The following is a 25,768-nucleotide window of genomic DNA, read 5'->3' as shown; positions in this document are numbered from 1 at the left end:
CTAGCCTCTCCCCTTAAGAATATAACCACCGGTAACTGCCACAACATATCCAGATAATTCGAGCTCTAGCAGCTGAGTCATGGCCTCATGCACAGGAATATGGGTCTTTTGAGCCAAAATATCAACCGATGTTGCTTCTATTCCTACGTTAGCTAACAGTTCAGGATATGGCAATTCTTCAGTTTCAATAACTTGGTCAAAAAGCGTTGGCTGATTATCTTTAGACCAGTTTACCAGAGAATCTATTTCATTGATGACTTCATTAGGGTCTTCAACCAAACACGCACCATTGCGAATCAGTGAATGGCAGCCACTGTGATTGGCAAAACGAATGGAACCTGGAATGGCAAAGACTTCACGTCCTTGCTCAGCCGCATATTGAGTCGTGATTAATGAACCGCTCTTTTGGGTTGCTTCCACCACCAACACACCCGCTGACAAGCCACTGATGATCCGATTGCGACGAGGAAAGAACTCTGGCCTAGGCGTCGTGTTAGGCCAGAACTCGGACACTAAAGCGCCTTGCTTTTCAACACGTTTGGCCAATTCACGGTGGCGGGCGGGATAGATGTTATTGAGCCCTGAACCCAGCACAGCAATGGTTTGCCCACCAGACAACAACGCCCCATTGTGTGCGTGTCCATCAATACCAATCGCCAGGCCGCTGGTAACCACAAAGTTTTGCCTCGCAAACTCGCCAGCAAAATACTGGGCAGTTTCCATCCCTTCAGGGCTGGCATTGCGACTTCCCACAATCGCAATTTGAGGTGAACTCAACGCACGAACATCTCCCTTAATAAACAAACTAGGTGGATACCCTTTGGTTTGCTTCAATAGTGGGGGGTAAAGCTTATCCATCGCCGTGACAATGCTGTGTTCATCGTGTTGTAACCATGTCAGACAATCATCTACGGCTTTATTGCCTTGTTTCACGTGACGAATTTGCGCCGTTGAAAATCCTATAGCCTGTAATTGCTCTGTACTGTACTCGACAATATTTTGAGGGGCGTCTAATGACAGTAATTTGTTGAGTTTGGCAATGCCAATCTTGGGTATAGAGCTAAGAGTTAACCAAGCGGCCAGCGCTTGTTCATCCACTATGATCCCCCTTAACCAGATGATCTTGATGTTTTCTTAGCAAAGGGGAGCGCACCCAAACATTATGAGGTATAGGCTGGAGCGACTGCGTAACAACAGCAATACTCATTTCATCATAAACTTGAATCACCATGAGTGAGCCAATACGAGTCATCGGCAGAGCTTCAGTCTGTTCGTCTTGTTGTGAGCCCAGCCCGACCGTACCATCTGAAAAGCGCTGTTCATTGCTATGCACATCGAGCGAAAACGTACTGCCCAGCTCTATACCCTGATCACGCCCAACACCGAGCACTACCCCACTCCCCTTAGTAAGGTAGGTCAATTTTTCAAATGACCCTAAAGGTTGAATTTGAGGAAGATCTGGCGCAGGTTTAGGCTGAAACATCATGATATGCGTAATTGCCATCGGTTGCTTAAGGGGTAAGATAATGTCAGAAGGTCGCACCTCTCTAATCAATTCATCCACTCGGACGGTTGTCACTGCTGATTGTTGATTAACAGTGGTCGCGATGGCAACGAGGGTCACTTGTGTCATGGCATTTTTCGCCTCATCCACTTGATAACGATCACTCGTTCGGTAAATGCCCCAATGTTGCTCATCATGATTATCATCAAGGTACAAAAGATCGTCTTGACTAATTAAGCTCAGTCCGCGGCTTGAACCCAGTAGCTGCACTTTTTGCTGCAACTGACTATCAGTCATCAGGTGTTGCTGTTTAAGATAACGCATCAACAAAGGCTTAGGGATAATACTTATGGCTTGCTTGCGCGTCCTTTTCATTTTTGGAGATAAAGTGCGTCGTTCTTTCTTGGAGAGCGATGGCGCACTGCCATTCCAGCTTAACTGCAGGCGGTCTCCTGGATATATCCTGTGGGGGTCGGCAAGTTGAGTATTGTGCCGCCAAAGTTCTAACCACCGCCATGGATCATTGAGGTACATTTCAGATAGGTGCCATAGGGTATCCCCTTCGACCACCGTGTACACCCTCGGTGCAGCATGTTTAACCTGAACGGTGTTTTGCTGAGCATAAACAGGAACGCTCAGTGAAAAAAGACCAAGAACCACACTCAAAATGAGACTATAAATCCATTTCATAACCCGCATTCCTATGCTTTGTTTGACGCGATGCTGTCATTTAGGCCGCAAAATGTCTAGAATTGAACCAACGAGTTCCTAGCCTATTCGGCACAGTTCAAGATTTTGAGTGTATATGTCTGTATTACAAGTATTAACATTCCCGGATGATCGCCTTAGAACAGTCGCAAAGCCTGTTGAAGCTGTCACCCCTGAAATTCAAAAGTTCGTCGATGACATGATCGAGACCATGTACGACGAAGAAGGTATTGGCCTTGCAGCGACGCAAGTGGATTTCCACCAGCGTATCGTCGTAATCGATATTTCGGAAACACGCGATGAGCCAATGGTATTGATTAACCCAGAGATCACCGCAAAGCGTGGCGAAGACGGCATCGAAGAAGGCTGTCTCTCTGTACCTGGCGCACGAGCACTGGTACCACGAGCAGCTGAAGTCTCGGTTAAGGCGCTAGATCGAGATGGAAAAGAGTTCGCTTTTGATGCCGATGACCTTTTGGCCATCTGTGTTCAGCACGAATTAGACCATTTAGACGGCAAACTTTTCGTCGACTATTTGTCGCCGTTAAAGCGTAAACGTATTAAAGATAAGTTAGAAAAAATTAAACGTTTTAACGCTAAACAACAGTAATTAAATAAAGAGAGGTTTCTGTGAGCCAATCATTACGTATTGTGTTTGCTGGTACTCCTGACTTCGCCGCCCGTCATCTGGCGGCGTTATTGTCTTCGGAGCATGAGGTTGTTGCGGTCTATACTCAACCAGATAGACCGGCAGGTCGAGGCAAAAAATTAACCGCCAGCCCTGTGAAAAACATTGCGCTTGAACATGATATCGCAGTGTATCAACCAGAAAACTTTAAATCGGATGAAGCCAAACAAGCTCTGGCAGATTTAGACGCCGACATCATGGTAGTCGTGGCTTATGGATTGCTGCTACCTCAGGCGGTACTGGATACACCAAAACTAGGCTGTATCAATGTGCACGGCTCCATTTTGCCTCGCTGGCGTGGCGCGGCGCCAATTCAGCGCTCTATCTGGGCTGGCGATGCCGATACGGGTGTCACCATTATGCAGATGGATATTGGCTTAGACACAGGCGACATGCTACGCATTGCAACCTTACCAATCGAGGCCACCGATACCAGTGCAACCATGTATGACAAACTGGCGGATCTTGGCCCGAAGGCTTTAGTAGAGTGCCTTGGTGATATCGCAAATGGGAACACAGTGCCCGTTAAGCAAGATGATGAGAAGGCAAACTACGCAAACAAGCTAAGCAAAGACGAAGCAAGAATAGATTGGAACCTAGAAGCCGAATTTATCGAACGCTGCGTGCGAGCCTTTAACCCATGGCCAATGAGCTACTTTTCGGTAGCAGAAAACAACATAAAAGTGTGGCAAAGTCGCGTCGACAAACAAACTTGCAACGCTCAACCAGGCACCATCATTCAAGCCGATAAAAGCGGCATTTACATTGCAACAGGTAAAGACGTATTAGTGCTTGAATCTATTCAGGTTCCTGGCAAGAAAGCCATGTCCGTCAGTGACGTGCTTAATTCAAAAGCAAGCTGGTTTGAAGTTAACTCTGTGTTGAGCTAATTCTGGTCACACTGTGAAAAATCAAGGGCCAGCATTTCGTATGTCGGCCCTCATACATTAGGTATCTACAATGAACGTTCGTGCTGCTGCTGCATCCGTACTCTTCCAGGTGGTCGACAAGGGCCAATCTCTCTCTAATGTTCTGCCAATGGAACAACAGAATATTCGCCCACGCGATCACGCACTATTGCAAGAGATTTGCTATGGCGCGTTGCGTATTTTGCCTCGCTTAGAATCCATCGCATCTGAGCTCATGGAGTCACCATTAAAAGGCAAGCAGCGTGTGTTCCATCACTTAATTTTGGTGGGCATCTATCAAATTGGTTATATGCGCATTCCAGCTCACGCTGCCGTGGGTGAAACCGTTGAAGCAACCAAAACCCTTAAAGGACCGCGTTTAAGAGGCTTGATTAACGCAGTATTAAGAAACTACCAACGTAATCAAGAACAGCTCGACCAACAGTCACTGAGCCATAATGCTGGCAAATACTCTCATCCAAGCTGGCTTCTCAAGTTGCTGCAAAACAGCTACCCACAGCAATGGACTGAGATCATTGAAGCCAATAACCAAAAGGCACCAATGTGGTTACGCGTCAATCATCAGCATCATTCAAGAGACGATTACCAGCAACTACTCAAAAATGAAGGTATAGATTCCACCACACACCCAGAAGCATTAGATGCTTTAAAATTAGCAACGCCTTGTGATGTCAGTTTATTACCGGGATTTGATAAGGGTTGGGTATCGGTTCAAGATGCCGCTGCACAATTGTCTCTTAACTACCTGCAACCGAAAGACGGAGAGCTGATACTGGACTGTTGTGCGGCACCTGGGGGCAAAACAGCCCATATCCTAGAACGCACCAATAACAGTCAGGTCGTCGCCATTGACTGCGATGAACAGCGTTTGAGCCGTGTTCATGAAAACCTCGAAAGGCTCAACCTTAAAGCTCAGGTGATTTGTGGTGACGCTCGTCTACCACAGGAATGGTGGCACGGAGAACAATTTGATCGCATCTTACTTGATGCTCCTTGCTCTGCGACAGGAGTGATCCGTCGTCATCCAGACATTAAGTGGCTGCGACGCGCCGACGACATTGATGCACTGGCCGAGCTGCAACGAGAGATTTTTGATGCTATGTGGCTCAAATTGAAATCTGGCGGCACTATGGTGTATGCCACGTGTTCAATCACACCACAAGAAAATAGCGAACAAGTGAAAGCGTTTTTAGCAAGAACACAGGACGCACAACTTATTGATTCCGATCCTGCTCAACCGGGTCGACAGATCTTACCGGGTGAACACGATATGGACGGATTCTATTATGCAGTACTCAAGAAAGCATAAAACGGCTACAATCATTGGTAACCCGCTGATATAAAAATACTATCAGCCAAGTGGCAACGTCATATTATAAAGAGTAAAGAGTTATGAAAATCATCATTCTTGGCGCAGGACAAGTCGGTGGCACACTCGCAGAGAACCTTGTGGGTGAAAACAACGACATTACCATTGTCGATCAAAACAGTGACCGACTGCGCGAACTCCAGGATAAATATGACTTACGCGTAGTCAATGGCTACGCGTGCCACCCCGATGTACTTAGGGAAGCGGGCGCACAAGATGCCGATATGTTGGTTGCGGTCACCAACCGTGACGAAACCAACATGGCAGCCTGCCAAGTCGCTTTCTCATTGTTTAACACCCCAAACCGAGTGGCGCGAATTCGTTCACGAGAGTATTTGGTCGAAAAAGAAGGCCTATTTAACTCAGGTGCAGTACCTGTAGATCACTTGATTGCACCTGAAGAGCTCGTGACCAGCTACATTGAACGCTTAATTCAATACCCAGGTGCTCTTCAAGTCGTCAGTTTCGCTGAAGAAAAAGTCAGTTTAGTGGCGGTTAAAGCCTACTACGGGGGTCCTCTTGTTGGCAATGCTCTCTCCACTCTTCGTGAACATATGCCGCACATAGATACCCGTGTAGCGGCGATTTTCCGCCAGGGCCGTCCAATTAGACCACAAGGTACCACCATCATCGAAGCTGACGACGAAGTGTTCTTTGTCGCGGCAAGTAACCATATTCGCTCGGTAATGAGTGAACTTCAGCGCCTAGAAAAACCTTATCGCCGTATCATGATCGTCGGTGGCGGTAATATCGGTGCCAGTTTGTCGAAACGGCTTGAGCAAAGTTATAGCGTCAAACTGATAGAACGCAATTACGGCCGCGCTGAAAAACTGTCTGAAGAGTTAGAGAACACCATCGTCTTTTGCGGTGATGCAGCCGATCAAGAGCTATTGAGTGAAGAAAATATCGATCAGGTGGATGTCTTTATTGCTCTGACCAACGAAGATGAAACCAATATCATGTCCGCCATGCTTGCCAAAAAGATGGGGGCAAAAAAAGTCATGGTGCTCATCCAGCGCGGCGCATATGTCGACCTAGTACAAGGCGGCACCATTGATGTGGCAATATCTCCGCAACAAGCAACCATATCGGCGCTACTTACCCATGTACGTCGAGCCGACATCGTCAACGTCTCCTCTTTACGCCGTGGCGCAGCCGAAGCCATCGAAGCCATTGCCCATGGTGATGAAACCACCTCAAAGGTTGTTGGCCGCTCCATTGGCGAAATCAAATTACCTCCAGGTACCACTATTGGTGCTATCGTGCGTGGTGAAGAGGTCCTTATCGCACACGACAGAACCGTGATAGAACAAGACGATCATGTAGTGATGTTCTTAGTCGATAAGAAGTATGTGCCAGATGTTGAGGCTTTATTCCAACCGAGCGCCTTCTTCCTTTAAGGACGCGCTATGGTTAACGCCCGTCCCATCCTATTTGTTCTAGGGTTAGTCCTTTCCAAACTGGCCCTATTTATGTACGTCCCTACATTAGTGGCTTTTGTAACTGGTACCAATGGCTTCCTAGATTTTGCCTTTGCGGTATTGATTACTCACCTAGCGTCATTTTTTTGCTTGTCTCTAGGCCGAACCAAACACTTCAAGCTTGGGGTGCGAGATATGTTTCTCATCACCAGTTTGGTCTGGACAGTTGCCAGCGCCTTCGCGGCGTTGCCTTTTGTGTTTATCAATCACATCAGTTTTACCGACGCCTACTTTGAAACCATGTCAGGTATCACTACCACGGGTTCCACGGTTTTAAGCGGTTTAGACAATATGGCTCCCAGTATTTTATTGTGGCGCTCTATTTTGCAATGGCTCGGCGGGATTGGTTTTATCGTTATGGCGGTGGCTGTGTTGCCGATGCTAAACGTCGGTGGGATGAGGTTATTCCAAACCGAATCTTCGGACTGGTCAGACAAAAGCAGCCCAAGAGCCAAAACTGTCGCCAAAAATATTGTTCTGGTCTATCTAGTACTGACGTTACTGTGCCTACTGGGCTATCTCGCGACAGGAATGGGGATATTTGAAGCCATCAATCATTCCTTTACCACACTTTCAACCGGCGGTTACTCAACTTCCGATGGTTCAATGAATCATTTCTCTAAAGGTGCTCATTGGGTGGGTACGTTATTCATGTTTCTGGGTGGACTGCCCTTTTTGTTGTTCGTCTCTGCTCTAATGAAGCGTAGCCCAAAAGCGCTATTTAATGACGCTCAAGTCAAAGGTTTTACTCACTTATTTTTAGTGGCAAGCAGTGTGGTGGCGATTTGGCTTTACCTCGAAGATGGCTACACTCTGGCTGATGCTTTTCGCGTGTCGATGTTTAATATCGTTTCCGTGGTCACTACAACCGGCTTTGGATTAGAAGACTTTACCGCCTGGGGAGCCCTGCCTACTGTGATCTTTGCTGTCATGATGATGGTTGGTGCCTGCTCGGGCTCTACATCGGGAGGCATTAAGATCTTCCGCTTCCAGATCGCGGTGACCTTACTGAACAAGCAGATGATGAAGCTAATACACCCGTCGGGCGTCTTTGTTCAGCGCTACAATCAAAGACCGGTTAACGACGATATTATCCGCTCTGTGGTCGCGTTTGTTCTTATGTTCTTTGTCACGATTATTATCATTGCCGCCGCCCTAAGCGCGATGGGCCTTGATCCTGTTACCAGTATTTCAGGTGCCATTACCGCCGTCGCCAATGTTGGCCCCGGAATGGGTGAAGTCATTGGGCCAACGGGTAATTTCGCGCCACTGCCAGATGGGGCAAAGTGGATTTTGAGCTTTGGTATGTTAATGGGCAGGCTAGAGATATTGACCTTACTTGTACTGTTTTTTCCGGCGTTTTGGCGCCGATAAACGTTCTATTCAATTACACTTGGTTCGGCACGACATACCAGTAAATAGCAAAGAAATGACAAGCGGCGCCACCGAGCACGAACAAGTGCCATATCGCATGATTGTACGGAATGCTCTCCATCGCATAAAATATCGCTCCCAAAGTGTAGATAACACCACCGACCGCCAATAACACCATGCCTGAAGGCTCGAGATATTGCGATAATTGATAGACCACAATCAGCGACAACCACCCCATGACCAAGTAGGCGATAAGAGACGCTCGCTGAAAGCGATAAACAAAGAACAGTTTAATCACAATACCAATGGCGGCAATCGTCCAGATCACGGCCATCAATCCAATAGCGAGTGGGGTGCGCAAGCTGACCAAGAGAAATGGGGTGTAACTGCCTGCAATCAACAAAAAGATAGCGCAGTGATCCAAGGTTTTAAGTAATCGTTTAGTATTGGCCAAAGGAACAGCGTGGTAGAGCGTTGAAGCTAGAAACAGCAAAATCATGCTTGAGCCATATATCGACATACTGGCCATGGTTATTGGATCAGCATCAGTGGAGTGCACTTTACTCACCAATAAAACCAAGCCAACAACCGACAGCAAGACTCCAAGACCATGACTTACGCTATTTGCCCATTCCTCGCGAGAACTGTAAAGGCTAACATTAGATTCAGACATAATTAAGCTCCACTCAAAGTGACTATTTGCTGAGTATGCCACATTTCAGTGAACAGGTGTACGCTTAATCAATTCAACGCGTACTACATACTCACTAAGTGGTGTCTTCTAAGAAGTCGATAACTCTTTGTCCTGCTTGAGCTGCGGTAATATCGCTAGTCAAAACTAACTCTCGTTGAAGTTGACCCAAGCCAATCAAGCTTGACAGCATACCCGTCATCCCCTGTCTATTTCGATCCACTTCAAACCACAACTTAAGCTCATCAGCACTGCGATAGGCGATGACTTCCAGTTCACGCCAACGGCCATGGTAAGGCCCTGTGGTCGGAACAAATTCGAACTCTTGGACGAATGGCATTGCAAAACCTTTTGCTGCTTCACATTCGACCTGACGGATCCTCAAGCCTGACTCCTCTAAACGAGTGAAAATTCCATCTAGAATAGGGTCTGGGCGAACGGTTAGCATATCTTTATCTTTTGGGTCAGCAGCCAGCGCTATGTCTAGGCCAGTTTCTAGCCAAACACGAGAATCTCCAATGGTTAGCGGAGTATTCCAGGGCACATCCAATTCAACTTCAAAATCTCGCTCTTCTCCTGGTTGCAAAGTAAACGCATAAGGAAGCGACCAAGATTGCAGTTCATAGGTTTTTGCTACGCGACGTTTTGACCCATCTTGACGGTCATGGTTGTTTCGAGGCTCTTCGTCGATATAGCGACAGCACAGTTTAAGATCGATGTTATCAATAGTCTGTGATGTCTTTCCCCCATAGACATGGATCGTAATAGTGGCTTTTTGTCCGGGATAAAGGAATTCTTGATGTAAAACGGAGTCAACGGTTGCAGAACCGATACCAAAACTGGCCAATGTTTTCTTAAAAAATGACATACAAACCTCCTTTCACTCCTCTAAAGTTGTATCCCATATTGCGCGTCAATACAATTGAATCAGCCACAAATATTTGGAGAAAAAATGAACAATTTTCTTTACAAATATCGAATCGGGATAAAGTTAGTGATACTCTATTGGGGATGTGCTTGCATATCACTATTCCTGTTCACTTATTTTGGAATGGCGAAAGTCAAAAAGAGTCATAAGTGGTGTTAGATCGCTTTGCTCATAGGTGTTCAGGCCATTAACTTGGCAAAGGAATTGTCTGACTGTTAGGTAACTTAATGCGCCCAACACCCGTCAGGTATTCGCACTCAAATAGAAGTGCGTCTCGTCGTCGTAGTAATTTTGTATCACCACCGACGGCAAAAAAAGCCGCTCCAATAACATTACTGGAAAAGAGTGTCTTAATGACATCAACACCCACTAAGGTTGTCAAAGCAGCATAAGTAAAAAGCGCAGCGCACACTGCGCTTTTTTATTGGCTGCTCACCTATTGATATTGGTTATTTATTCTTTCTTTGATACCTTTGCTGCAAAACATAAGAACCATTGGAGAAAGTCATGAAATGCCATCGAGTCAACGAACTCATCGAACTGCTTCACCCTGAGTGGCAAAAGGATTCAGAGCTCAATTTGCTGGAGTTTATTCTCAAGCTCGCTAAGGAAGCTGGCTATCAAGGAAAGCTAGAAGAACTCACCGATGATGTCCTGATTTATCATCTTAAGATGCGCAATAGTGAAAAAGAAGAAATGATCCCAGGACTGGCCAAAGATCAGGAAGACGATTTCAAAACGGCACTATTAAAGGCCAGAGGCATTATCAAATAATTCCTTAAAGCGACCCCAAGTGGGTCGTTTTTTTATCGGTAAGCCACTTTAAATAGTGGTAAAGGTGATAGCCTTAAAGAAATGAAAATATTATCAAGGTTATAATCTGGCCACCTTGTCATTACGTACAAAACACAGTGCAGGCGTGATTTACAAACCAATGGCGAAACGGCCCAAAACAGAAGCAATGATAAAAGAGTGCGAAAAAATCGCACCGCTCAGCCCAAAAAGGAAATTTTCATGAGTCGGGACAAAATCGATATAAAGGACGTGACTCCTAAAACGTTCAATCCGAAGACCCACAAAGGCAATCAAGACAGATTCAACCCCAGCAACCGAATTTATGTTCGTGAAAGCAAAGGCACCTTTCAAAAGCTTAGACGCTACGGTGCCTGGTTTTTGCTAGCGCTGTTTATGCTTACGCCCTGGATCCCTTATGGTGAAAGACAGGCCATTTTGTTGGATATCGGCAATCAGCAATTCAACTTCTTCGGCACAACACTGTACCCCCAAGATTTAACATTGCTAGCACTGCTCTTTATGGTTGCCGCCTTTGGTTTATTTTTTATTACCACCTTTTTAGGACGAATATGGTGTGGGTATCTTTGCCCACAAACCGTGTGGACCTTCATGTTCATCTGGTTTGAGGAAAAGTTGGAAGGAAGCGCCAACAAAAGACGCAAACAAGACAGCAATAAGCTTACCCTACCGCTGGCGTGGAAAAAGACCCTCAAACACCTCGCCTGGCTTGCAATATCACTGGCGACAGGTATTACTTTTGTCGGTTATTTCGTACCGGTTGGCACCTTACTGATCGACTTCTTTACCTTCAACAGCAACTTTTGGCCAGCGTTCTGGGTATTGTTCTTTGCGGGTTGTACTTATGCCAATGCGGGTTGGATGCGCTCCATTGTGTGTTTACACATGTGTCCTTATGCTCGCTTCCAGTCTGCCATGTTCGATAAAGACACGTTTATCGTCGGCTACCATGCCCAACGCGGAGAAAGTCGTGGGCCACGCTCTCGCAAAGCCGATCCGAAAGCGCTGAACCTTGGTGACTGTATTGATTGTGATCTTTGCGTTCAAGTTTGCCCTACAGGAATTGATATTCGAGATGGTTTACAGTACGAGTGCATCAACTGTGGGGCTTGCATCGACGCATGCAATAAGACCATGGATCGCATGGGCTACCAAAAAGGCTTGATCAACTACACCACTGAACACCGATTGTCTGGTAACGGGACTAAGGTCATGCGCCCTAAACTGCTGGGCTACGGCGCCGTATTGCTACTGATGATTGGCCTGTTCTTCGCCCAAGTGGCTGCTGTGGATCCTGCCGGACTCACCGTTATTCGCGATAGGAATCAATTATTTAGAACCAACAGCGATGGCCTCACCGAAAACACCTACACATTAAAAGTTATCAACAAAACCCAGCAACAACAGGAGTACAGTTTGGACGTCACTGGCCTAACTGACGTCACGTGGTACGGAAGGAAAACAGTGCAAGTTGAGCCAGGTGAGGTTCTTAACCTACCGCTAAGCCTCGGTGCAGACCCACAACAACTCGATTCACCTGTGACCACAATCCAGTTTATACTGAGGGATAATGGTGACTTTTCAATAGAGGTTGAAAGCCGCTTTATTAAGAAGCTGTAACTTCTCGAAAAATAATAGGAAAAGGCTCAGCAATGAGCCTTTTTATTTAAATGACAAATCAAGCGTTCAACTTTGATGCTCTAACACCTGATTTTATGTGGTATGCCCTAGAGAGCATTGGGATCCGCGCCGAATCTGGCCTTTTGGCCCTCAACAGCTATGAAAACCGCGTTTACCAGTTTGTGGATGAAGACAAGAAGCGATTTGTGGTCAAGTTTTATCGACCGCAGCGCTGGAGCCAGGATCAAATTCTCGAAGAGCATGCGTTTGCCCATGAGTTGTTGCAACATGACGTGCCCGTTTCGGCACCACTGCTCATCAATGGCCAAAGCCTGCATTCATATCAGGGATATCTTTTCACCCTCTTTGCCAGTGAAGGAGGTCGTCAGTTTGAAGTTGATAACCTTGAGCAACTAGAGTGGGTTGGCCGCTTTATGGGGCGTATTCACCAAGTGGGGGCAGTCAAACCATTTCAACACAGGCCGACCATTGGACTCGACGAATACCTATATCAGCCAAGAGCACTTCTTGAGAACAGCACCTTTATTCCAATGCACCTAGAGAATGCTTTTTTTAATGATCTCGACCTATTAATCAAGCAGATTGAGCAGCACTGGCCACAACATACCTCCGCCATTCGACTCCATGGTGATTGCCACCCAGGAAATATTTTATGGCGAGATGGGCCTATGTTTGTCGATCTTGATGACGCTCGTAATGGGCCGGCAATTCAAGATCTATGGATGCTACTTAACGGTGAGCGCCAGGATAAAATGATGCAACTGGATGTCTTGCTAGAGGGATACAATGAGTTTTTTGAGCTGCCCAGTGAGCAGTTGAAACTTATCGAGCCTTTGCGCGGTCTACGTATGGTGCACTACATGGCATGGTTGGCAAAACGATGGCAAGACCCCGCGTTTCCTGTTGCGTTTCCATGGTTTAACGATCCCAAGTACTGGGAAAATCAAGTGCTCGGGTTTAAAGAACAAATCGCTGCACTCAATGAAAAGCCTCTTTCATTGCAGCCGCAGTGGTGACACACTATTGAATAACCATAAATATCAAATTGGTTCTATTTACGGAGAAAATAATGAAGAGAATGATCGCGCTATTTGCGACGCTACTGGTTAGCTTGGGAGCACACGCTGCACAATTTGAAGAAGGTAAACACTACCGAGTACTTGAACTCGAAAAGTCAGCAAAGCCAACGGTGGTCGAGTTTTTCTCGTTCTACTGCCCTCACTGCAATAGCTTTGAGCCGATTATCAAGCAACTCAAAACCAAAATCCCTGCCAACGCGAAGTTTCAGAAAAACCACGTGTCATTCATGGGAGGCCCTATGGGGATGTCTATGAGTAAAGCTTACGCAACGATGCTGGCATTGAAAGTGGAAGAGAAAATGGTTCCGGTTCTTTTCAACCGAATCCACAAAATGAACACACCACCAAAAGACGATGCTGAACTGCGTCAGATCTTTATTGATGAAGGCGTTGATGCCAAAAAGTTCGACGCAGCATTTAACGGTTTCGCGGTTGACTCAATGGTGCGTCGCTTTGACAAGCAATTCAAAAACAGCGGCCTGACTGGCGTTCCTGCCGTCGTGGTCAACAATCAGTATTTAGTTGAAAGTGGTAGCATCCAGTCTCTTGATGAGTACTTTGAGCTCGTCAACTTTCTATTGAAAAAGTAATTACTATAATTAAGGCCGAACCCACCAGCTCGGCCTTCTTATTTTCTATGTATCTCTTGTAAACGCTGGTCTTTTCCTAGTCATACTTGCTTTAGCCATGACTGAAATTGGCGGTTATGGTGTTTATCCTGAAAGTAATCCCTACGTATTTGCTCATCCAACTCATGTAATTTAATTGTCACCACTATATCCGTCCAGCTAAGGTGGTTGCGGATCATCAAATATCTCTCCTCTTTCCGAAGCTCTTCACCATCATCAATTGGCCATTGAATACGGCGATTGACCAAACACAAGATGACCTGGTTGATGGGTGCCCACAGCCACATAAAGCGGTGACTGAATTTTTTAAATCACCATTGCTTGTGCAATATCTTTCTCCTTGCTCTGATTTACCTTGTTATGAAAATAAAACATCTATAATCTAAACCAATAACACAATAAAAACATATAAGTACAAATAGTTAAGCTGTGTTTACATAATAACAAGGATTGGTTATGAAAAGGATATGGATCGCCGTTATCGCTGCTATCGGGGTTTGCCCATTGCTCGTGAATGCAAAACTAGGTGAGCGTAACGGGTTTAGTGGTGAAATCGCCATCAATGCTGCCTATTCAAGCAGCACCTCGAACCTCACCAACACCGACGATGAGTTTAAAGTCTACCGTCAGGGGGAAGATCAGCAAAGCAGTAGTGCGTTAGTATTGCCGCTCGGCAACGTTCAATATACCTTTGGCTCGACCTCAAACCAGCAGCTGTTCTTAGGTACCTCTCGAACTGACATTGCCGTGGGTACATTGGCATTGGAGGCTGGCTACAAGTATCGCTTCGAGCACGGCACCAAGTTAAGCTTTTCGATACTGCCAACCATTTTAGAAGCGGAGATCTGGCAAGATCCGTACAGCCTATCGGCACGTGAAACGACCAATGAAAAAGGCATGGCTTACCGGTTACAGCTCAACAACATCGCAGGATCATTATTCAGCGTTGATTTAGCCTATGGAAAACGAGACATTGACGATGAACGTTCAGGTGCCGCGCTAGTCGATGGGAGTATCCTAAATGAACAGCAATCACGCATGCTCGATCGCAATGCCGATATTCTATACAGCAAATTTAAAATGATGCTGCCGATTAGCCGCCAAGTTCTACTCTACCCTTCACTCATATACACAAAGCAGGACGCCAAAGGTTCTGCAATGACGAGCAATGCCTATGGCGCAGAAATCTCTTCTTTTGTATCAGCGGGCAATCATCAGTTCGCTTTGACCTTTAGCTACCTCAATCGTAAATACGCCGAGGGCAATCCAGTGTTTGATAATGTGACTCAACAAGACGACACCTGGAAAGCATTTATTGCCTATGAATACCCAGGAGCCTTTAGCGTAGAACAATTATCTTTGGTTTCATTTGCAGGCTATAACAGCAGCCAATCAAACATCGAGTTTTACAACAGCAATAGCTGGATAACCGCGCTGGGTTTAAACTGGACTTTCTAGGTCTTTATCAGCAATAACAATAACTGCAAAACCCAACATTCACCAATCAAATCCATCGGTTGGTGAATTAATTTAATCATCAATAGGACCATCTAAAAGCGTGATACCGGTCAATGTTTCTATCACGGTAAGTCGCTACTCTGCGCCCCCATAATTCTATGTAAGCGGATGGATGTCGTGACTTTAAACCTGCGAACAACGTCAACAGTGTTGCCTCTTTTGATTGCTATAACTGGTGTAATAGCGCCAGTTGCCAGCCATGCTCAGTTGGCAAGGTCGAGTGGGTTAAGCGGAGAACTGTCAATAAACTCGGCCATTGGCGGAGAAACTTCCCATGTCATGATGAGCAATAATGTCAGCACAAGCGCGCCCGTTGAAAGTATTGAAGAGTTCTGGCTTCCTCTTGGCACACTGAACTATACCTTTGGTCATAATTCACAACAACAAATCTATGTTGGCAGCTCACGCAACGATATCGCTGTTGGTACCTTCGTATTGGAAGCGGGCTATCGACAACAATTCGACAGTGGTATGGTGTGGAGTATCTCCTATTTACCAACAATCGTAGGCGAGGCAATCTGGAAAGACCCTTACACAAGCTCGCAGGGACTTCAACTTTCGGAAGCGACGGGGAATGCTTATCGTGTTCAACTTGAGCACATCGCAGGTAGCCCCTTAACGATTGATATGGCCTATGGTACCAGAGAAGTAAACAATGAGCTTTCAGGCTCAGATCTGTTTTCACAACACACCGGACAACTTAACCGAAATGCGGACCTCTACTATGCCAAAGGCTCATTAACGTTACCTGTTAATGACCAATGGATGATATTCCCTTCTGCTATCTACATTCTCGACAAGGCTAAAGGCCAAGCTATTGCCAATCAAGGAGCGGGGGGCGAAATCACATCTCTCTATGACTTCGCCAAGCACAGTTTTGCCGCGACGTTAAGCTACATGAACCATGAGTTTGACAGCGGTAACCCTCTGTTCAATGGCCAAAGTCGATTGGATCAAAAATACAGTGGCTTCTTCGCATACGAATATAAGTCGTTGTGGAATATTCCAGCGCTGTCTTTCATTTCGCTCACTGGCTACAATGCTACCGACTCCAATATTGCTTTTTATGATACTTCCGATTGGGTCACCTCATTGGGGATGAACTGGCAATTTTAGTCCTTACGGCACGCCCTGAGCGGTCAACTGTCGCAATAAGCGATCCATTGCGCGATACCCCAAAGCTTCTGCAAGGTGGACGCGCTCAATCGCTTCTTTGTTCGATAAATCCGCAATGGTTCTCGCCACTTTAATAATGCGGTGATAGGCCCGCACCGAAAGCCCCAAACGATGCAGTGCGGTTTCTAAAAATTCAGCATCCTCTTTACGAAGTGGGCAATAGGTTTCGATTTCTCGAGTTCCCAAGAGTGCATTGGCTTTACCACGCTTGACCAACATTGTTTCTCGAGCACGTAAAACACGCTCTTTAATCACTGACGTTGACTCCCCGCGATCACCACCTTGCGATAACGTTCCTTTAGGTAAGGCTGGGATTTCTATCGACATATCAAAACGGTCCAGCAAGGGGCCCGATAGGCGCCCTAGATATCGTAAGATCGCTTGTGGGTTAACCCGCGTCTGATTCCCTTCATAGTAACCCGTAGGGCTGGGATTTAGCGCACCAACCAACTGGAAACGCGCTGGAAAGCGGGTTTTACCTTGCGCTCTAGAAATAATAATCTCCCCCGATTCCAGTGGCTCTCTTAAAGAGTCGAGCACTTTTCTTTCAAATTCCGGCATCTCATCAAGAAACAGCAAACCATTATGAGCCAGTGATATTTCTCCAGGACGAGGAATTGAGCCACCACCAACCAATGCCGCCATCGAACTTGAATGATGAGGAGCACGAAAGGGCCGCCGCTTCCAATTGTGTTCATTAATTTCTTTTTGCGTTAACGACGCCACTGAAGCCGTCTCCATGGCCTCTTGCTGAGTCATTTCCGGTAACAGGTCACACAGACGCGACGCCAGCATGGTCTTTCCGGTTCCTGGTGGTCCTAAAAATAGCAAATTGTGATTACCCGCAGCAGCAATCTCCAACGCTCGCTTACCTTGCTGCTGACCAATAATATCTTGCATATCGCGCGTGTGAGGCACTTTGACCGCTGAAGGAGGGGGCACTGCTAACCCTAAGGTTTGCTGGCCCATCAGATCCGCCACGACATCGATGAGTGACGATGCCGACTTGTGTGCATTCTTATCAGCAAGTGCCGCCTGACCGGCATTGTCTTCAGGCACAACAATTTTTCGGCGACAAGCACTAGCAGATAACGCGGCAGGTAACACACCTTTCACGCAGCGTAACTCTCCCGATAAGGCAAGCTCACCGATAAACTCGTGTTGCAATATTCCTTCCTGAGGGATTTGATGCGAAGCTGCCAAAATACCTAAAGCAATAGGTAAATCGAATCTCCCCCCTTCTTTAGGTAAGTCAGCCGGTGCCAAATTCACCGTGATCCTCTTTGCTGGAAACTCGAAACGAGAGTTCACGATGGCACTGCGCACACGATCGCGCGACTCCTTCACCGTCGTTTCAGGCAACCCAACCAATGCAAACCCCGGCATACCATTGCTAATATGAACCTCGACAGTAACCAGCGGCGCTTCAACGCCAACACTTGCGCGACTGTAAACAATCGATAATCCCATAAAACCCCTTTTTTCCTCCAAATAATCACAACCATGGTTTGAATATTCAGATTTTTATCAATCAAACATGTTATATAGCGTGATTTGATGCTGATGAAATGTGATAAAAGAATGAGTTTTTGCTTGTCAGGTAACAGAAAATTGTGATACCACTAGGGACGCAAACAATTTCGTAAAATAATAAAGAATATTTACAAGATAAAAAGAATGATATTTTTCGCCCGTACGCACATTCTGATTACCCTGATTATCGTGGTCCTAGCTGGAACCGCACGGGGGTATGTGGGCGGAAAATAACCACAAGATTCGAAAAACCCCCGCACTGAAAAGTCCGGGGGTTTTTTTACAAATATGAATCTCTAGAAAAAGCAGTTTGATTTTTAGTTATTACTCATGCAGGTCGAAGTGTCGAACCGAATTGACAGGAAGAAATGGGAGCACAAGATGTGCAATCGAACGAACAGCGACTACGATTCAACTCGTAGGAAAATAGGAGTGTTACGATGAAAGGTGCAGAATTAGTCGTAGCGGCTCTAAAGCAACAAGGTATCCAGACCATATTTGGTTATCCCGGTGGCGCTATCATGCCAATATACGATGCATTATACGATGGTGGTGTTGAGCATATCCTCTGTCGCCATGAGCAAGGTGCAGCTATGGCAGCCATCGGCATGGCGCGAGCGACACAAGATGTCGCCGTCTGCATGGCCACTTCGGGCCCGGGAGCGACCAACCTCGTCACTGGCTTAGCCGATGCTTTCCTCGATTCAATCCCTCTTGTGGCCATTACAGGTCAAGTCGCTAGCTCGCATATCGGTACTGATGCTTTCCAAGAAATGGATGTGATCGGTATGTCGTTGTCTTGCACTAAGCACAGCTATCTAGTTACAGACATCAATGACCTTGCCCCTACACTTGCAGAGGCCTTTGAAGTGGCCAAAAATGGCCGACCAGGGCCAGTTATTGTTGATATCGCTAAAGATGTGCAACTGGCAGAGGCTCCTGTTGATGTACTGCCTGCGTTCACGCCACCAGCGATGCCAATTGCAGCCAGTCATGATATTGCCCTAGCTCAACAGTTGCTCGATAGCAGCAGCCGCCCTGTCTTGTACGTCGGTGGCGGCGTGCAATTGGCGAAAGCAACTGAATCGGTTCGAGAATTTCTGCGCATCAATCCGATGCCTTGTGTAAGCACCTTAAAAGGTCTCGGTACGGTTGACCGCCACGATCCTCATTACCTTGGTATGTTAGGTATGCATGGCACCAAGGCTGCAAACCTAGTCGTGCAGGAATGCGATTTATTGATTGTTGTTGGCGCGCGTTTCGACGATCGCGTGACCGGTAAATTAGATACGTTTGCCCCTCACGCAAAAGTCATTCACATCGATATCGACGCTGCTGAATTCAATAAGCTGAGAACCGCTAATGCAGCACTGCGTGGTGATATCAACGTCATCTTACCTCAGCTTGAAGTGTCTAAAGACATTTCCCCATGGGCTCACCACAGCGAGAGCCTGCGCAGTGCCTTCAAGTGGCGTTACGACCACCCTGGTGAGCTTATTTTCGCCCCATTATTACTCAAGCAGTTGTCGGAAATGATGCCAGACAGCGCGATCGTCTCTACTGATGTTGGCCAACATCAAATGTGGGCAGCACAGCACATCCAACCTCGAATGCCTGAGAACTTCATCACTTCAGCAGGGTTGGGCACCATGGGCTTTGGTCTGCCAGCAGCAATGGGTGCCGCCGTAGGTCGACCGGATGATCAGTCCATTCTGATTTCTGGTGATGGCTCCTTTATGATGAATGTTCAGGAGCTAGGCACCTTAAAACGTCGCCAGATCCCAGTAAAGATGGTGCTGCTCAATAACCAGCGCCTCGGTATGGTAAGACAGTGGCAGTCACTGTTCTTCGATGGCAGACACAGTCAAACCATCCTTGATGACAATCCTGATTTCGTCATGTTAGCCAAAGCATTCGACATTCCAGGTAAAACCATCACCAAGAAAGAAGAAGTAGAGCCCGCTTTAAAAGAGATGCTAGAAAGCAAAACCGCTTATCTGCTTCACGTTCTGATCGACGAAGAAGAAAATGTTTGGCCGCTCGTACCACCCGGCGCCTCAAATAGTGATATGTTGGAGAATACCTAATGAATAGATACTTACTCGACATCAAAGCGGACGACAAGCCAGTTTTGCTTGAACGCGTACTGCGAGTCATCCGTCACCGTGGATTTATCATCAAACAGGTTGCCGCGACTCAAAACCACGAAAGTAAGGTGGCCAGCGTCGAAATCATTGTCGACAGTGATCGCTCGATTACCACTTTGATCAATCAGATTGAAAAGCTTTGGGACATTCGCACCATTGAGGTGACAGAGCTGAAAAATAACGAGCTGCCTAATCACAACTTACAAGAACAAAGTGCATAAGGAAGGAGTGCTAAATGTCTAAAAGTACAGCAGATTTTATTTGGTTTAATGGTGAGATGGTTCCTTGGGACAAAGCCAATGTTCACGTCCTTACTCACGCTATGCACTACGGCACCTCTGTTTTTGAAGGTGTTCGTTGCTACAACACGCCGAACGGTCCGGTCATTTTCCGTCACCCTGAACACGCAAAGCGGTTAAAAAACTCTGCCAAAATTTATCGTTTCCCTATCCCTTATTCAGAAGAGGAGATCATGGAAGCAACGCGCGAAACGCTACGCCAAAACAAACTGGAGTCAGCCTACATTCGTCCATTGGGCTTCGTTGGTAACGTCGGTCTTGGTGTTTGTCCTCCAGAAGGCACCGAAATGGAGCTGATTATAGCCGCCTTCCCATGGGGCTCTTATCTTGGTGAAGAAGCGCTTGCCAATGGCGTTGATGCCATGATTTCTAGTTGGAATCGCGCGGCACCTAACACAATTCCAACAGCAGCAAAGGCTGGCGGTAACTACCTTTCTTCGCTACTGGTCGGTGGGGAAGCTCGCCGACATGGCTATGATGAAGGTATTGCGCTTAGTGTCGATGGTTACCTATCTGAAGGCGCAGGCGAAAACATCTTTGTGATCAAGGATGGGGTTTTGATGACGCCACCAGCGACCAGTGCCATCCTTCCTGGGATTACGCGCGACAGTATTATGACCATTGCTAAAGACTTGGGTTACGAAGTTCTAGAAACCAATATTGCACGTGAAGCGCTCTACCTCGCAGATGAGATTTTTATGACAGGAACGGCAGCTGAAATTGTTCCTGTTCGCACTGTCGACAAGATTGAAGTGGGCACGGGTAAACGAGGCCCAATCACAAAAGTGATGCAAGATGCTTACTTCGGCCTATTTAATGGCACTACAGAAGATAAATGGGGTTGGTTAGATTACGTATACCCTCAAGACACTGACAAAAACGCAGCACCGGCAAAATAAGGAACGAGTCACATGCCTAAATATAGATCAGCAACCACAACCCACGGTCGTAACATGGCCGGTGCTCGCGCCCTTTGGCGTGCAACTGGCGTTAAAGAAGAGGATTTTGGAAAACCGATTATCGCGGTTGTTAACTCTTTCACCCAGTTTGTTCCAGGTCACGTGCACCTTAAAGATATGGGCCAACTTGTTGCCGGTGAAATAGAAAAAGCCGGCGGTATTGCTAAAGAGTTCAACACAATCGCTGTTGATGACGGTATCGCTATGGGTCATGGAGGTATGCTCTATTCACTACCTTCACGCGAGCTGATTGCCGATTCTGTGGAATATATGGTCAATGCCCACTGTGCCGATGCCATGGTTTGTATCTCTAACTGCGACAAAATTACCCCTGGAATGATGATGGCGGCACTGCGCCTCAATATTCCTGTAATCTTTGTGTCTGGTGGACCAATGGAAGCGGGTAAAACCAAGCTTTCTGATCAAATCATCAAACTGGACCTCGTGGATGCCATGATTCAGGGGGCTGACCCAAAAGTCTCCGATGAGCAAAGCGAACAGATTGAACGTTCTGCATGCCCTACCTGTGGTTCGTGCTCTGGTATGTTTACCGCAAACTCAATGAACTGCTTAACTGAAGCTCTCGGTTTATCTCAACCGGGGAATGGTTCAATGTTAGCAACACACGCCGATCGCGAAGCTCTATTTCTTAATGCGGGCAAGCGTATTGTTGAGCTCACCAAGCGTTACTATGAGCAAGACGATGCGTCTGCACTGCCTCGTAATATTGCCAATAAGCAAGCCTTCGAAAATGCAATGGCACTGGATATCGCTATGGGCGGCTCAACCAATACAGTCTTACACCTACTGGCTGGAGCCCAAGAAGGTGAAATCGACTTTGATATGGAAGATATTGACCGTATGTCACGCCGTGTACCTCACCTGTGTAAAGTTGCACCATCAACACAAAAATACCACATGGAAGACGTACACCGTGCTGGTGGCGTCATGGCTATTTTGGGTGAACTTGACCGAGCTGGTCTTATCAACAACCAAACCCAAACGGTGCTTGGTCTGTCAATGGAAGAGCAGCTTGCTCAATACGATATTATGCAGACTAAGTCTGAAGACGTTCGTCAATTCTTCCGCGCAGGTCCCGCCGGCATTCGAACAACTCAAGCATTCTCACAAGACTGTCGCTGGGATACCCTAGACGATGACCGTGCAGATGGCTGTATTCGCACAAAAGAAAACGCCTTTAGCCAAGATGGTGGCCTGGCGGTTCTTAAGGGTAATATCGCCCTAGACGGCTGTATTGTGAAAACGGCTGGTGTCGATGAAGGTAGTCTTAAATTCCAAGGCCCTGCTGTGGTATTTGAAAGCCAAGAAGATGCCGTAGATGGCATTCTTGGTGGAAAAGTCAAAGCTGGCGATGTGGTTGTGATTCGCTATGAAGGTCCTAAAGGTGGCCCTGGAATGCAAGAAATGCTGTATCCGACGACTTATCTAAAGTCGATGGGGCTAGGCAAAGAGTGCGCTCTACTGACAGATGGACGCTTCTCGGGCGGTACATCTGGCCTGTCTATTGGTCATGCTTCACCTGAAGCTGCTAATGGCGGCACAATTGGCCTTGTGAAAAGCGGTGATACCATCAGCATCGACATTCCTTCACGTACTATCACTCTTGATGTCTCTGAGTCCGAGCTTGCTGCTCGCCGCATTGAACAAGACAAACTGGGTTGGAAGCCAGTAGATCGTGAACGAACCGTATCTCTGGCGCTTAAGGCCTATGCCAATCTTGCAACCAGTGCAGACAAAGGTGCTGTGCGCGATAAGTCTAAACTCGAGGGTTAACGGCGATGAGTCCAGCAGATAATCATCCCGAATCTGGCGCAGATTATCTGCGTCAGATACTCAGAGCGCCGGTTTATGAAGTGGCAACCGTAACGCCACTTCAAGATATGCCAAGACTGGGCGCTCGTATCGGTAACCAAGTACAAATTAAACGCGAAGATCGCCAGCCAGTACACTCGTTTAAACTGCGTGGTGCCTACAACATGGTGGCTAACTTAACCGATGAGCAGAAACGTGCGGGCGTGATTGCAGCCTCAGCAGGTAACCATGCTCAGGGAATGGCGCTATCTGGGACTAAATTAGGCATCAACACCACCATTGTGATGCCTAAAACCACCCCAGACATCAAAGTCGAAGCGGTAAGGGGCTTCGGTGGCAACGTGGTTCTTCATGGCAGCAACTTTGATGAAGCCAAGGCTGAGGCTGAACGCCTGTCTGTCAAGCATGGCTACACCTTTGTTCCTCCTTTCGATCACCCATTGGTCATTGCAGGACAAGGTACGATTGGTATGGAGATGCTGCAGCAAAATGGCCATCTCGACTATATTTTTGTCCCTGTTGGCGGTGGCGGCCTAGCGGCTGGCGTCGCGGTGTTGGTCAAACAGCTAATGCCTGAAATCAAAGTGATTGCGGTTGAGCCCGAAGACTCAGCCTGCCTGAAAGCTGCACTGGATGCCGGGGAACCCGTCGCATTGGATCAAGTCAGCATGTTTGCTGATGGTGTTGCCGTTAAAATTATCGGTAATGAAACATTCAGATTGTGCCAGAAATACATTGATGGCCATATCACGGTATCGAGTGATGAGATTTGTGCTGCGGTTAAGGATATCTTTGAAGACACTCGAGCGATTGCTGAGCCGTCAGGAGCTCTTGCCCTTGCGGGTTTGAAAAAGTTTGCAGAAAGCAATGAGTTAAAAGATAAACAACTTGGCACAGTGCTCTCTGGAGCGAACACTAACTTCCATGGTTTACGCTATGTTTCAGAACGTTGTGAACTTGGTGAGAAACGTGAAGGTATTTTGGCTGTGACCATTCCTGAGCGCCAAGGTGCTTTCTTTGAATTCTGTAACATCATTGGTGGTCGTGCGGTTACGGAGTTTAACTACCGCTATAACGACGACAAGCTGGCCAATATTTTTGTTGGTGTACGTCTTATTGGCGGCCAAGATGAGCTGGAAGGTATCATTAATGATCTTCGCGCCAGTGGTTATCCCGTTGTCGACCTCTCTGACGATGAAATGGCGAAACTGCATATTCGCTATATGATTGGCGGTAGGCCATCCAAGCCAATAAAAGAACGCTTGTATAGTTTTGAATTCCCTGAATACCCAGGAGCTTTACTTAAGTTCTTGAGCACGTTAGGAACTCACTGGAACATTAGCTTATTCAACTACCGTAACCAAGGCGCTGATTATGGCCGTGTGCTATGTGGTTTTGAGCTTGAAGACAGTGATTTACATGAGTTCTCCGCTCATTTGCGAGAGCTAGGCTATCAATGCAAAGATGAGACGGACAACCCGTCGTACAAGTTTTTCTTATCTTAATCAATGATTCAACATGGGAAGCCTCGCTTCCCATTTCTTATTTCAGCCAATCTAGATAAAGCTGCTCTTCATCCCCCAAATAATCGATCATCCAATTTATCAAGCGATGGTTTTGACGCTTATGCCACACCAGGCAGCACTCACTATTGAGCTTTTGGGTTCCGATGATCTTTTCCACCAATTCCCCTCGAGATAGATATTGCTGAGCGATATGACGCGGCATATAGCCCACACCCACTCCCTGCTTGAGACATTCAATGGCGCTGTACCAATTTGGCAGCAACAGCCTACGTTGTTTTGCGTAGTGGTCAGTATGACGCTTGGGCAACTCTCTGGAGGTATCATCAAGACACACAGCAGGAAAAGGGGACACCAGCTCTTCTGTCAGGGTTGTGAGGCCCGCACACGGATGATTGGGTGACATAACCAATGCCCAGTCCAGACTCCCCATATTGGTCACACCGTATTCACCGTTGATTGGCACCGCGCTGGTTGCCCCAATCACAATGTCCGCACGCTGCTGTGATAATGCTTCCCACGAACCGTTATAGACTTCCATATTGATCTGCAGTTCAGCAAATTCAAATTGCGCATAGAAATCTTCAATGAGTAGCGGAAGCTTATCCAGCCTTACAATATTATCTAACGTCAGCTTTAAGGTACTTTGCCACCCTTGAGCTGTACGTCTTGTTCTATGAGTGATCTCATCCATCTGCCTTAGCATCAGCCGCGCTTGTTCAAGAAACACCTTACCTGCTGGTGTCAACTCTACTTTTCGAGGCAGTCGATGAAACACCTTAACCCCCAGTTCCTGTTCAATCTGGCGCACGCTATAACTGATCGCAGAAGGCACTTTATGCAATGCCTCGGCTGCGGCACTAAAACTGCCCAACCTCGCTACCATATCCAACATTTCTAACGATGATCTTGAGTACATACATTGCTTTCAAATAATTTGATAGAT

The 25,768-nt window shown here is 46.8% G+C and carries 22 protein-coding genes; 16 read left to right on the top strand and 6 right to left on the bottom strand.

Annotation, left to right across the window (positions count from 1 at the left end; translation table 11 throughout):
• The gene (dprA, locus tag LNL84_RS16950; protein WP_244358857.1) at positions 1–1,098 is read right to left on the bottom strand and encodes a DNA-processing protein DprA; all 1,098 of its coding nucleotides are present in this window, start codon (positions 1,096–1,098) and stop codon (positions 1–3) included.
• Complete coding sequence (locus tag LNL84_RS16945; RefSeq protein WP_244358855.1) at positions 1,091–2,194, bottom strand: LysM peptidoglycan-binding domain-containing protein; 1,104 nt, start codon at positions 2,192–2,194, stop codon at positions 1,091–1,093. The genes dprA and LNL84_RS16945 overlap by 8 nt, the downstream gene beginning before the upstream one ends.
• Before the next feature lie 115 nt (positions 2,195–2,309).
• Here LNL84_RS16945 and def point away from each other — a divergent pair, with 115 nt between their 5' ends.
• From def to LNL84_RS16920, 5 genes are all read left to right on the top strand, one after another.
• Positions 2,310–2,822 carry a peptide deformylase gene (gene def, locus LNL84_RS16940; protein ID WP_244358853.1) on the top strand — a complete coding sequence of 171 codons (513 nt, stop codon included), beginning with the start codon at positions 2,310–2,312 and terminating at the stop codon, positions 2,820–2,822.
• A gap of 20 nt (positions 2,823–2,842) precedes the next feature.
• Positions 2,843–3,790, top strand: a complete 948-nt coding sequence (gene fmt, locus LNL84_RS16935) for a methionyl-tRNA formyltransferase (protein WP_244358851.1) — start codon at positions 2,843–2,845, stop codon at positions 3,788–3,790.
• A gap of 70 nt (positions 3,791–3,860) precedes the next feature.
• Positions 3,861–5,138, top strand: coding sequence for a 16S rRNA (cytosine(967)-C(5))-methyltransferase RsmB (gene rsmB, locus LNL84_RS16930; RefSeq protein ID WP_244358850.1), 1,278 nt, complete (start codon positions 3,861–3,863; stop codon positions 5,136–5,138).
• Between the two features lie 83 nt (positions 5,139–5,221).
• Positions 5,222–6,598 carry a Trk system potassium transporter TrkA gene (gene trkA, locus LNL84_RS16925; protein ID WP_244358848.1) on the top strand — a complete coding sequence of 459 codons (1,377 nt, stop codon included), beginning with the start codon at positions 5,222–5,224 and terminating at the stop codon, positions 6,596–6,598.
• A gap of 9 nt (positions 6,599–6,607) precedes the next feature.
• A complete protein-coding gene (locus tag LNL84_RS16920; protein WP_244358846.1) occupies positions 6,608–8,053 on the top strand; it encodes a TrkH family potassium uptake protein in 1,446 nt (481 codons plus the stop codon).
• A gap of 13 nt (positions 8,054–8,066) precedes the next feature.
• On the opposite strand, the gene trhA is transcribed toward LNL84_RS16920, so the two are convergent.
• Both trhA and LNL84_RS16910 read right to left on the bottom strand, forming a co-directional pair.
• Positions 8,067–8,726, bottom strand: coding sequence for a PAQR family membrane homeostasis protein TrhA (trhA, locus tag LNL84_RS16915; RefSeq protein WP_244358844.1), 660 nt, complete (start codon positions 8,724–8,726; stop codon positions 8,067–8,069).
• 94 nt (positions 8,727–8,820) lie between these two features.
• Complete coding sequence (locus LNL84_RS16910; protein WP_244358843.1) at positions 8,821–9,612, bottom strand: sporulation protein; 792 nt, start codon at positions 9,610–9,612, stop codon at positions 8,821–8,823.
• Positions 9,613–10,179: 567 nt separating this feature from the next.
• Here LNL84_RS16910 and LNL84_RS16905 point away from each other — a divergent pair.
• From LNL84_RS16905 to LNL84_RS16880, 6 genes are all read left to right on the top strand, one after another.
• Entirely contained in the window at positions 10,180–10,446 is a 267-nt protein-coding gene (locus LNL84_RS16905) for a YihD family protein (protein ID WP_244358842.1), read from the top strand.
• Positions 10,447–10,686: 240 nt separating this feature from the next.
• Positions 10,687–12,105, top strand: a complete 1,419-nt coding sequence (gene ccoG, locus LNL84_RS16900) for a cytochrome c oxidase accessory protein CcoG (protein WP_244358840.1) — start codon at positions 10,687–10,689, stop codon at positions 12,103–12,105.
• A gap of 50 nt (positions 12,106–12,155) precedes the next feature.
• Positions 12,156–13,142: a serine/threonine protein kinase gene (locus LNL84_RS16895; RefSeq protein WP_244358838.1), complete on the top strand. Its 987-nt coding sequence runs from the start codon at positions 12,156–12,158 to the stop codon at positions 13,140–13,142.
• A 53-nt stretch (positions 13,143–13,195) separates the two neighbouring features.
• Entirely contained in the window at positions 13,196–13,795 is a 600-nt protein-coding gene (locus LNL84_RS16890; RefSeq protein WP_244358836.1) for a thiol:disulfide interchange protein DsbA/DsbL, read from the top strand.
• Positions 13,796–14,290: 495 nt separating this feature from the next.
• A complete protein-coding gene (locus LNL84_RS16885; protein WP_244358834.1) occupies positions 14,291–15,292 on the top strand; it encodes a DUF2860 family protein in 1,002 nt (333 codons plus the stop codon).
• Positions 15,293–15,469: 177 nt separating this feature from the next.
• A complete protein-coding gene (locus tag LNL84_RS16880; RefSeq protein WP_244358832.1) occupies positions 15,470–16,468 on the top strand; it encodes a DUF2860 family protein in 999 nt (332 codons plus the stop codon).
• Between the two features lie 3 nt (positions 16,469–16,471).
• Here LNL84_RS16880 and LNL84_RS16875 read toward each other — a convergent pair whose 3' ends face one another.
• Entirely contained in the window at positions 16,472–17,998 is a 1,527-nt protein-coding gene (locus LNL84_RS16875; protein ID WP_244358830.1) for a YifB family Mg chelatase-like AAA ATPase, read from the bottom strand.
• A 503-nt stretch (positions 17,999–18,501) separates the two neighbouring features.
• Here LNL84_RS16875 and ilvG point away from each other — a divergent pair.
• The 5 genes from ilvG to ilvA are packed head-to-tail and all read left to right on the top strand — an operon-like array spanning position 18,502 to position 24,804.
• Positions 18,502–20,148, top strand: coding sequence for an acetolactate synthase 2 catalytic subunit (ilvG, locus tag LNL84_RS16870; RefSeq protein ID WP_244358828.1), 1,647 nt, complete (start codon positions 18,502–18,504; stop codon positions 20,146–20,148).
• Complete coding sequence (ilvM, locus tag LNL84_RS16865) at positions 20,148–20,429, top strand: acetolactate synthase 2 small subunit (protein ID WP_244358826.1); 282 nt, start codon at positions 20,148–20,150, stop codon at positions 20,427–20,429. Before ilvG ends, ilvM begins: the two co-directional genes overlap by 1 nt.
• Positions 20,430–20,443: 14 nt before the next feature.
• The gene (locus tag LNL84_RS16860) at positions 20,444–21,406 is read left to right on the top strand and encodes a branched-chain amino acid transaminase (RefSeq protein ID WP_244358824.1); all 963 of its coding nucleotides are present in this window, start codon (positions 20,444–20,446) and stop codon (positions 21,404–21,406) included.
• 12 nt (positions 21,407–21,418) lie between these two features.
• On the top strand, positions 21,419–23,260 hold the full coding sequence (gene ilvD, locus LNL84_RS16855; RefSeq protein WP_244358822.1) for a dihydroxy-acid dehydratase: 1,842 nt from the start codon (positions 21,419–21,421) through the stop codon (positions 23,258–23,260).
• 5 nt (positions 23,261–23,265) lie between these two features.
• Positions 23,266–24,804 carry a threonine ammonia-lyase, biosynthetic gene (gene ilvA / locus LNL84_RS16850; protein WP_244358820.1) on the top strand — a complete coding sequence of 513 codons (1,539 nt, stop codon included), beginning with the start codon at positions 23,266–23,268 and terminating at the stop codon, positions 24,802–24,804.
• 37 nt (positions 24,805–24,841) lie between these two features.
• Here ilvA and punR read toward each other — a convergent pair whose 3' ends face one another.
• On the bottom strand, positions 24,842–25,741 hold the full coding sequence (gene punR, locus LNL84_RS16845; RefSeq protein ID WP_244358819.1) for a DNA-binding transcriptional activator PunR: 900 nt from the start codon (positions 25,739–25,741) through the stop codon (positions 24,842–24,844).
• Positions 25,742–25,768: the final 27 nt, after the last annotated feature.

The organism is Vibrio gelatinilyticus (assembly GCF_022836845.1).
GTDB classification, from domain to species: domain Bacteria; phylum Pseudomonadota; class Gammaproteobacteria; order Enterobacterales; family Vibrionaceae; genus Vibrio; species Vibrio gelatinilyticus.
The sequence above is the reverse complement of the archived record's forward strand: the minus strand, read 5'-3'. Positions and strand labels throughout refer to the sequence as shown.

Bases quoted from the DNA above. Each gene is read 5' to 3' on its own strand.
- LNL84_RS16860 (WP_244358824.1), top strand. From the start codon at position 20,444: ATGTCTAAAAGTACAGCAGATTTTATTTGGTTTAATGGTGAGATGGTT.
- ccoG (WP_244358840.1), top strand. From the start codon at position 10,687: ATGAGTCGGGACAAAATCGATATAAAGGACGTGACTCCTAAAACGTTC.
- LNL84_RS16910 (WP_244358843.1), bottom strand. From the start codon at position 9,612: ATGTCATTTTTTAAGAAAACATTGGCCAGTTTTGGTATCGGTTCTGCA.
- LNL84_RS16905 (WP_244358842.1), top strand. From the start codon at position 10,180: ATGAAATGCCATCGAGTCAACGAACTCATCGAACTGCTTCACCCTGAG.
- ilvA (WP_244358820.1), top strand. From the start codon at position 23,266: ATGAGTCCAGCAGATAATCATCCCGAATCTGGCGCAGATTATCTGCGT.
- rsmB (WP_244358850.1), top strand. From the start codon at position 3,861: ATGAACGTTCGTGCTGCTGCTGCATCCGTACTCTTCCAGGTGGTCGAC.
- LNL84_RS16885 (WP_244358834.1), top strand. From the start codon at position 14,291: ATGAAAAGGATATGGATCGCCGTTATCGCTGCTATCGGGGTTTGCCCA.
- def (WP_244358853.1), top strand. From the start codon at position 2,310: ATGTCTGTATTACAAGTATTAACATTCCCGGATGATCGCCTTAGAACA.
- punR (WP_244358819.1), bottom strand. From the start codon at position 25,741: ATGTACTCAAGATCATCGTTAGAAATGTTGGATATGGTAGCGAGGTTG.
- ilvG (WP_244358828.1), top strand. From the start codon at position 18,502: ATGAAAGGTGCAGAATTAGTCGTAGCGGCTCTAAAGCAACAAGGTATC.
- LNL84_RS16920 (WP_244358846.1), top strand. From the start codon at position 6,608: ATGGTTAACGCCCGTCCCATCCTATTTGTTCTAGGGTTAGTCCTTTCC.
- trhA (WP_244358844.1), bottom strand. From the start codon at position 8,726: ATGTCTGAATCTAATGTTAGCCTTTACAGTTCTCGCGAGGAATGGGCA.
- ilvD (WP_244358822.1), top strand. From the start codon at position 21,419: ATGCCTAAATATAGATCAGCAACCACAACCCACGGTCGTAACATGGCC.
- LNL84_RS16945 (WP_244358855.1), bottom strand. From the start codon at position 2,194: ATGAAATGGATTTATAGTCTCATTTTGAGTGTGGTTCTTGGTCTTTTT.
- trkA (WP_244358848.1), top strand. From the start codon at position 5,222: ATGAAAATCATCATTCTTGGCGCAGGACAAGTCGGTGGCACACTCGCA.
- LNL84_RS16895 (WP_244358838.1), top strand. From the start codon at position 12,156: ATGACAAATCAAGCGTTCAACTTTGATGCTCTAACACCTGATTTTATG.
- LNL84_RS16890 (WP_244358836.1), top strand. From the start codon at position 13,196: ATGAAGAGAATGATCGCGCTATTTGCGACGCTACTGGTTAGCTTGGGA.
- LNL84_RS16875 (WP_244358830.1), bottom strand. From the start codon at position 17,998: ATGGGATTATCGATTGTTTACAGTCGCGCAAGTGTTGGCGTTGAAGCG.
- ilvM (WP_244358826.1), top strand. From the start codon at position 20,148: ATGAATAGATACTTACTCGACATCAAAGCGGACGACAAGCCAGTTTTG.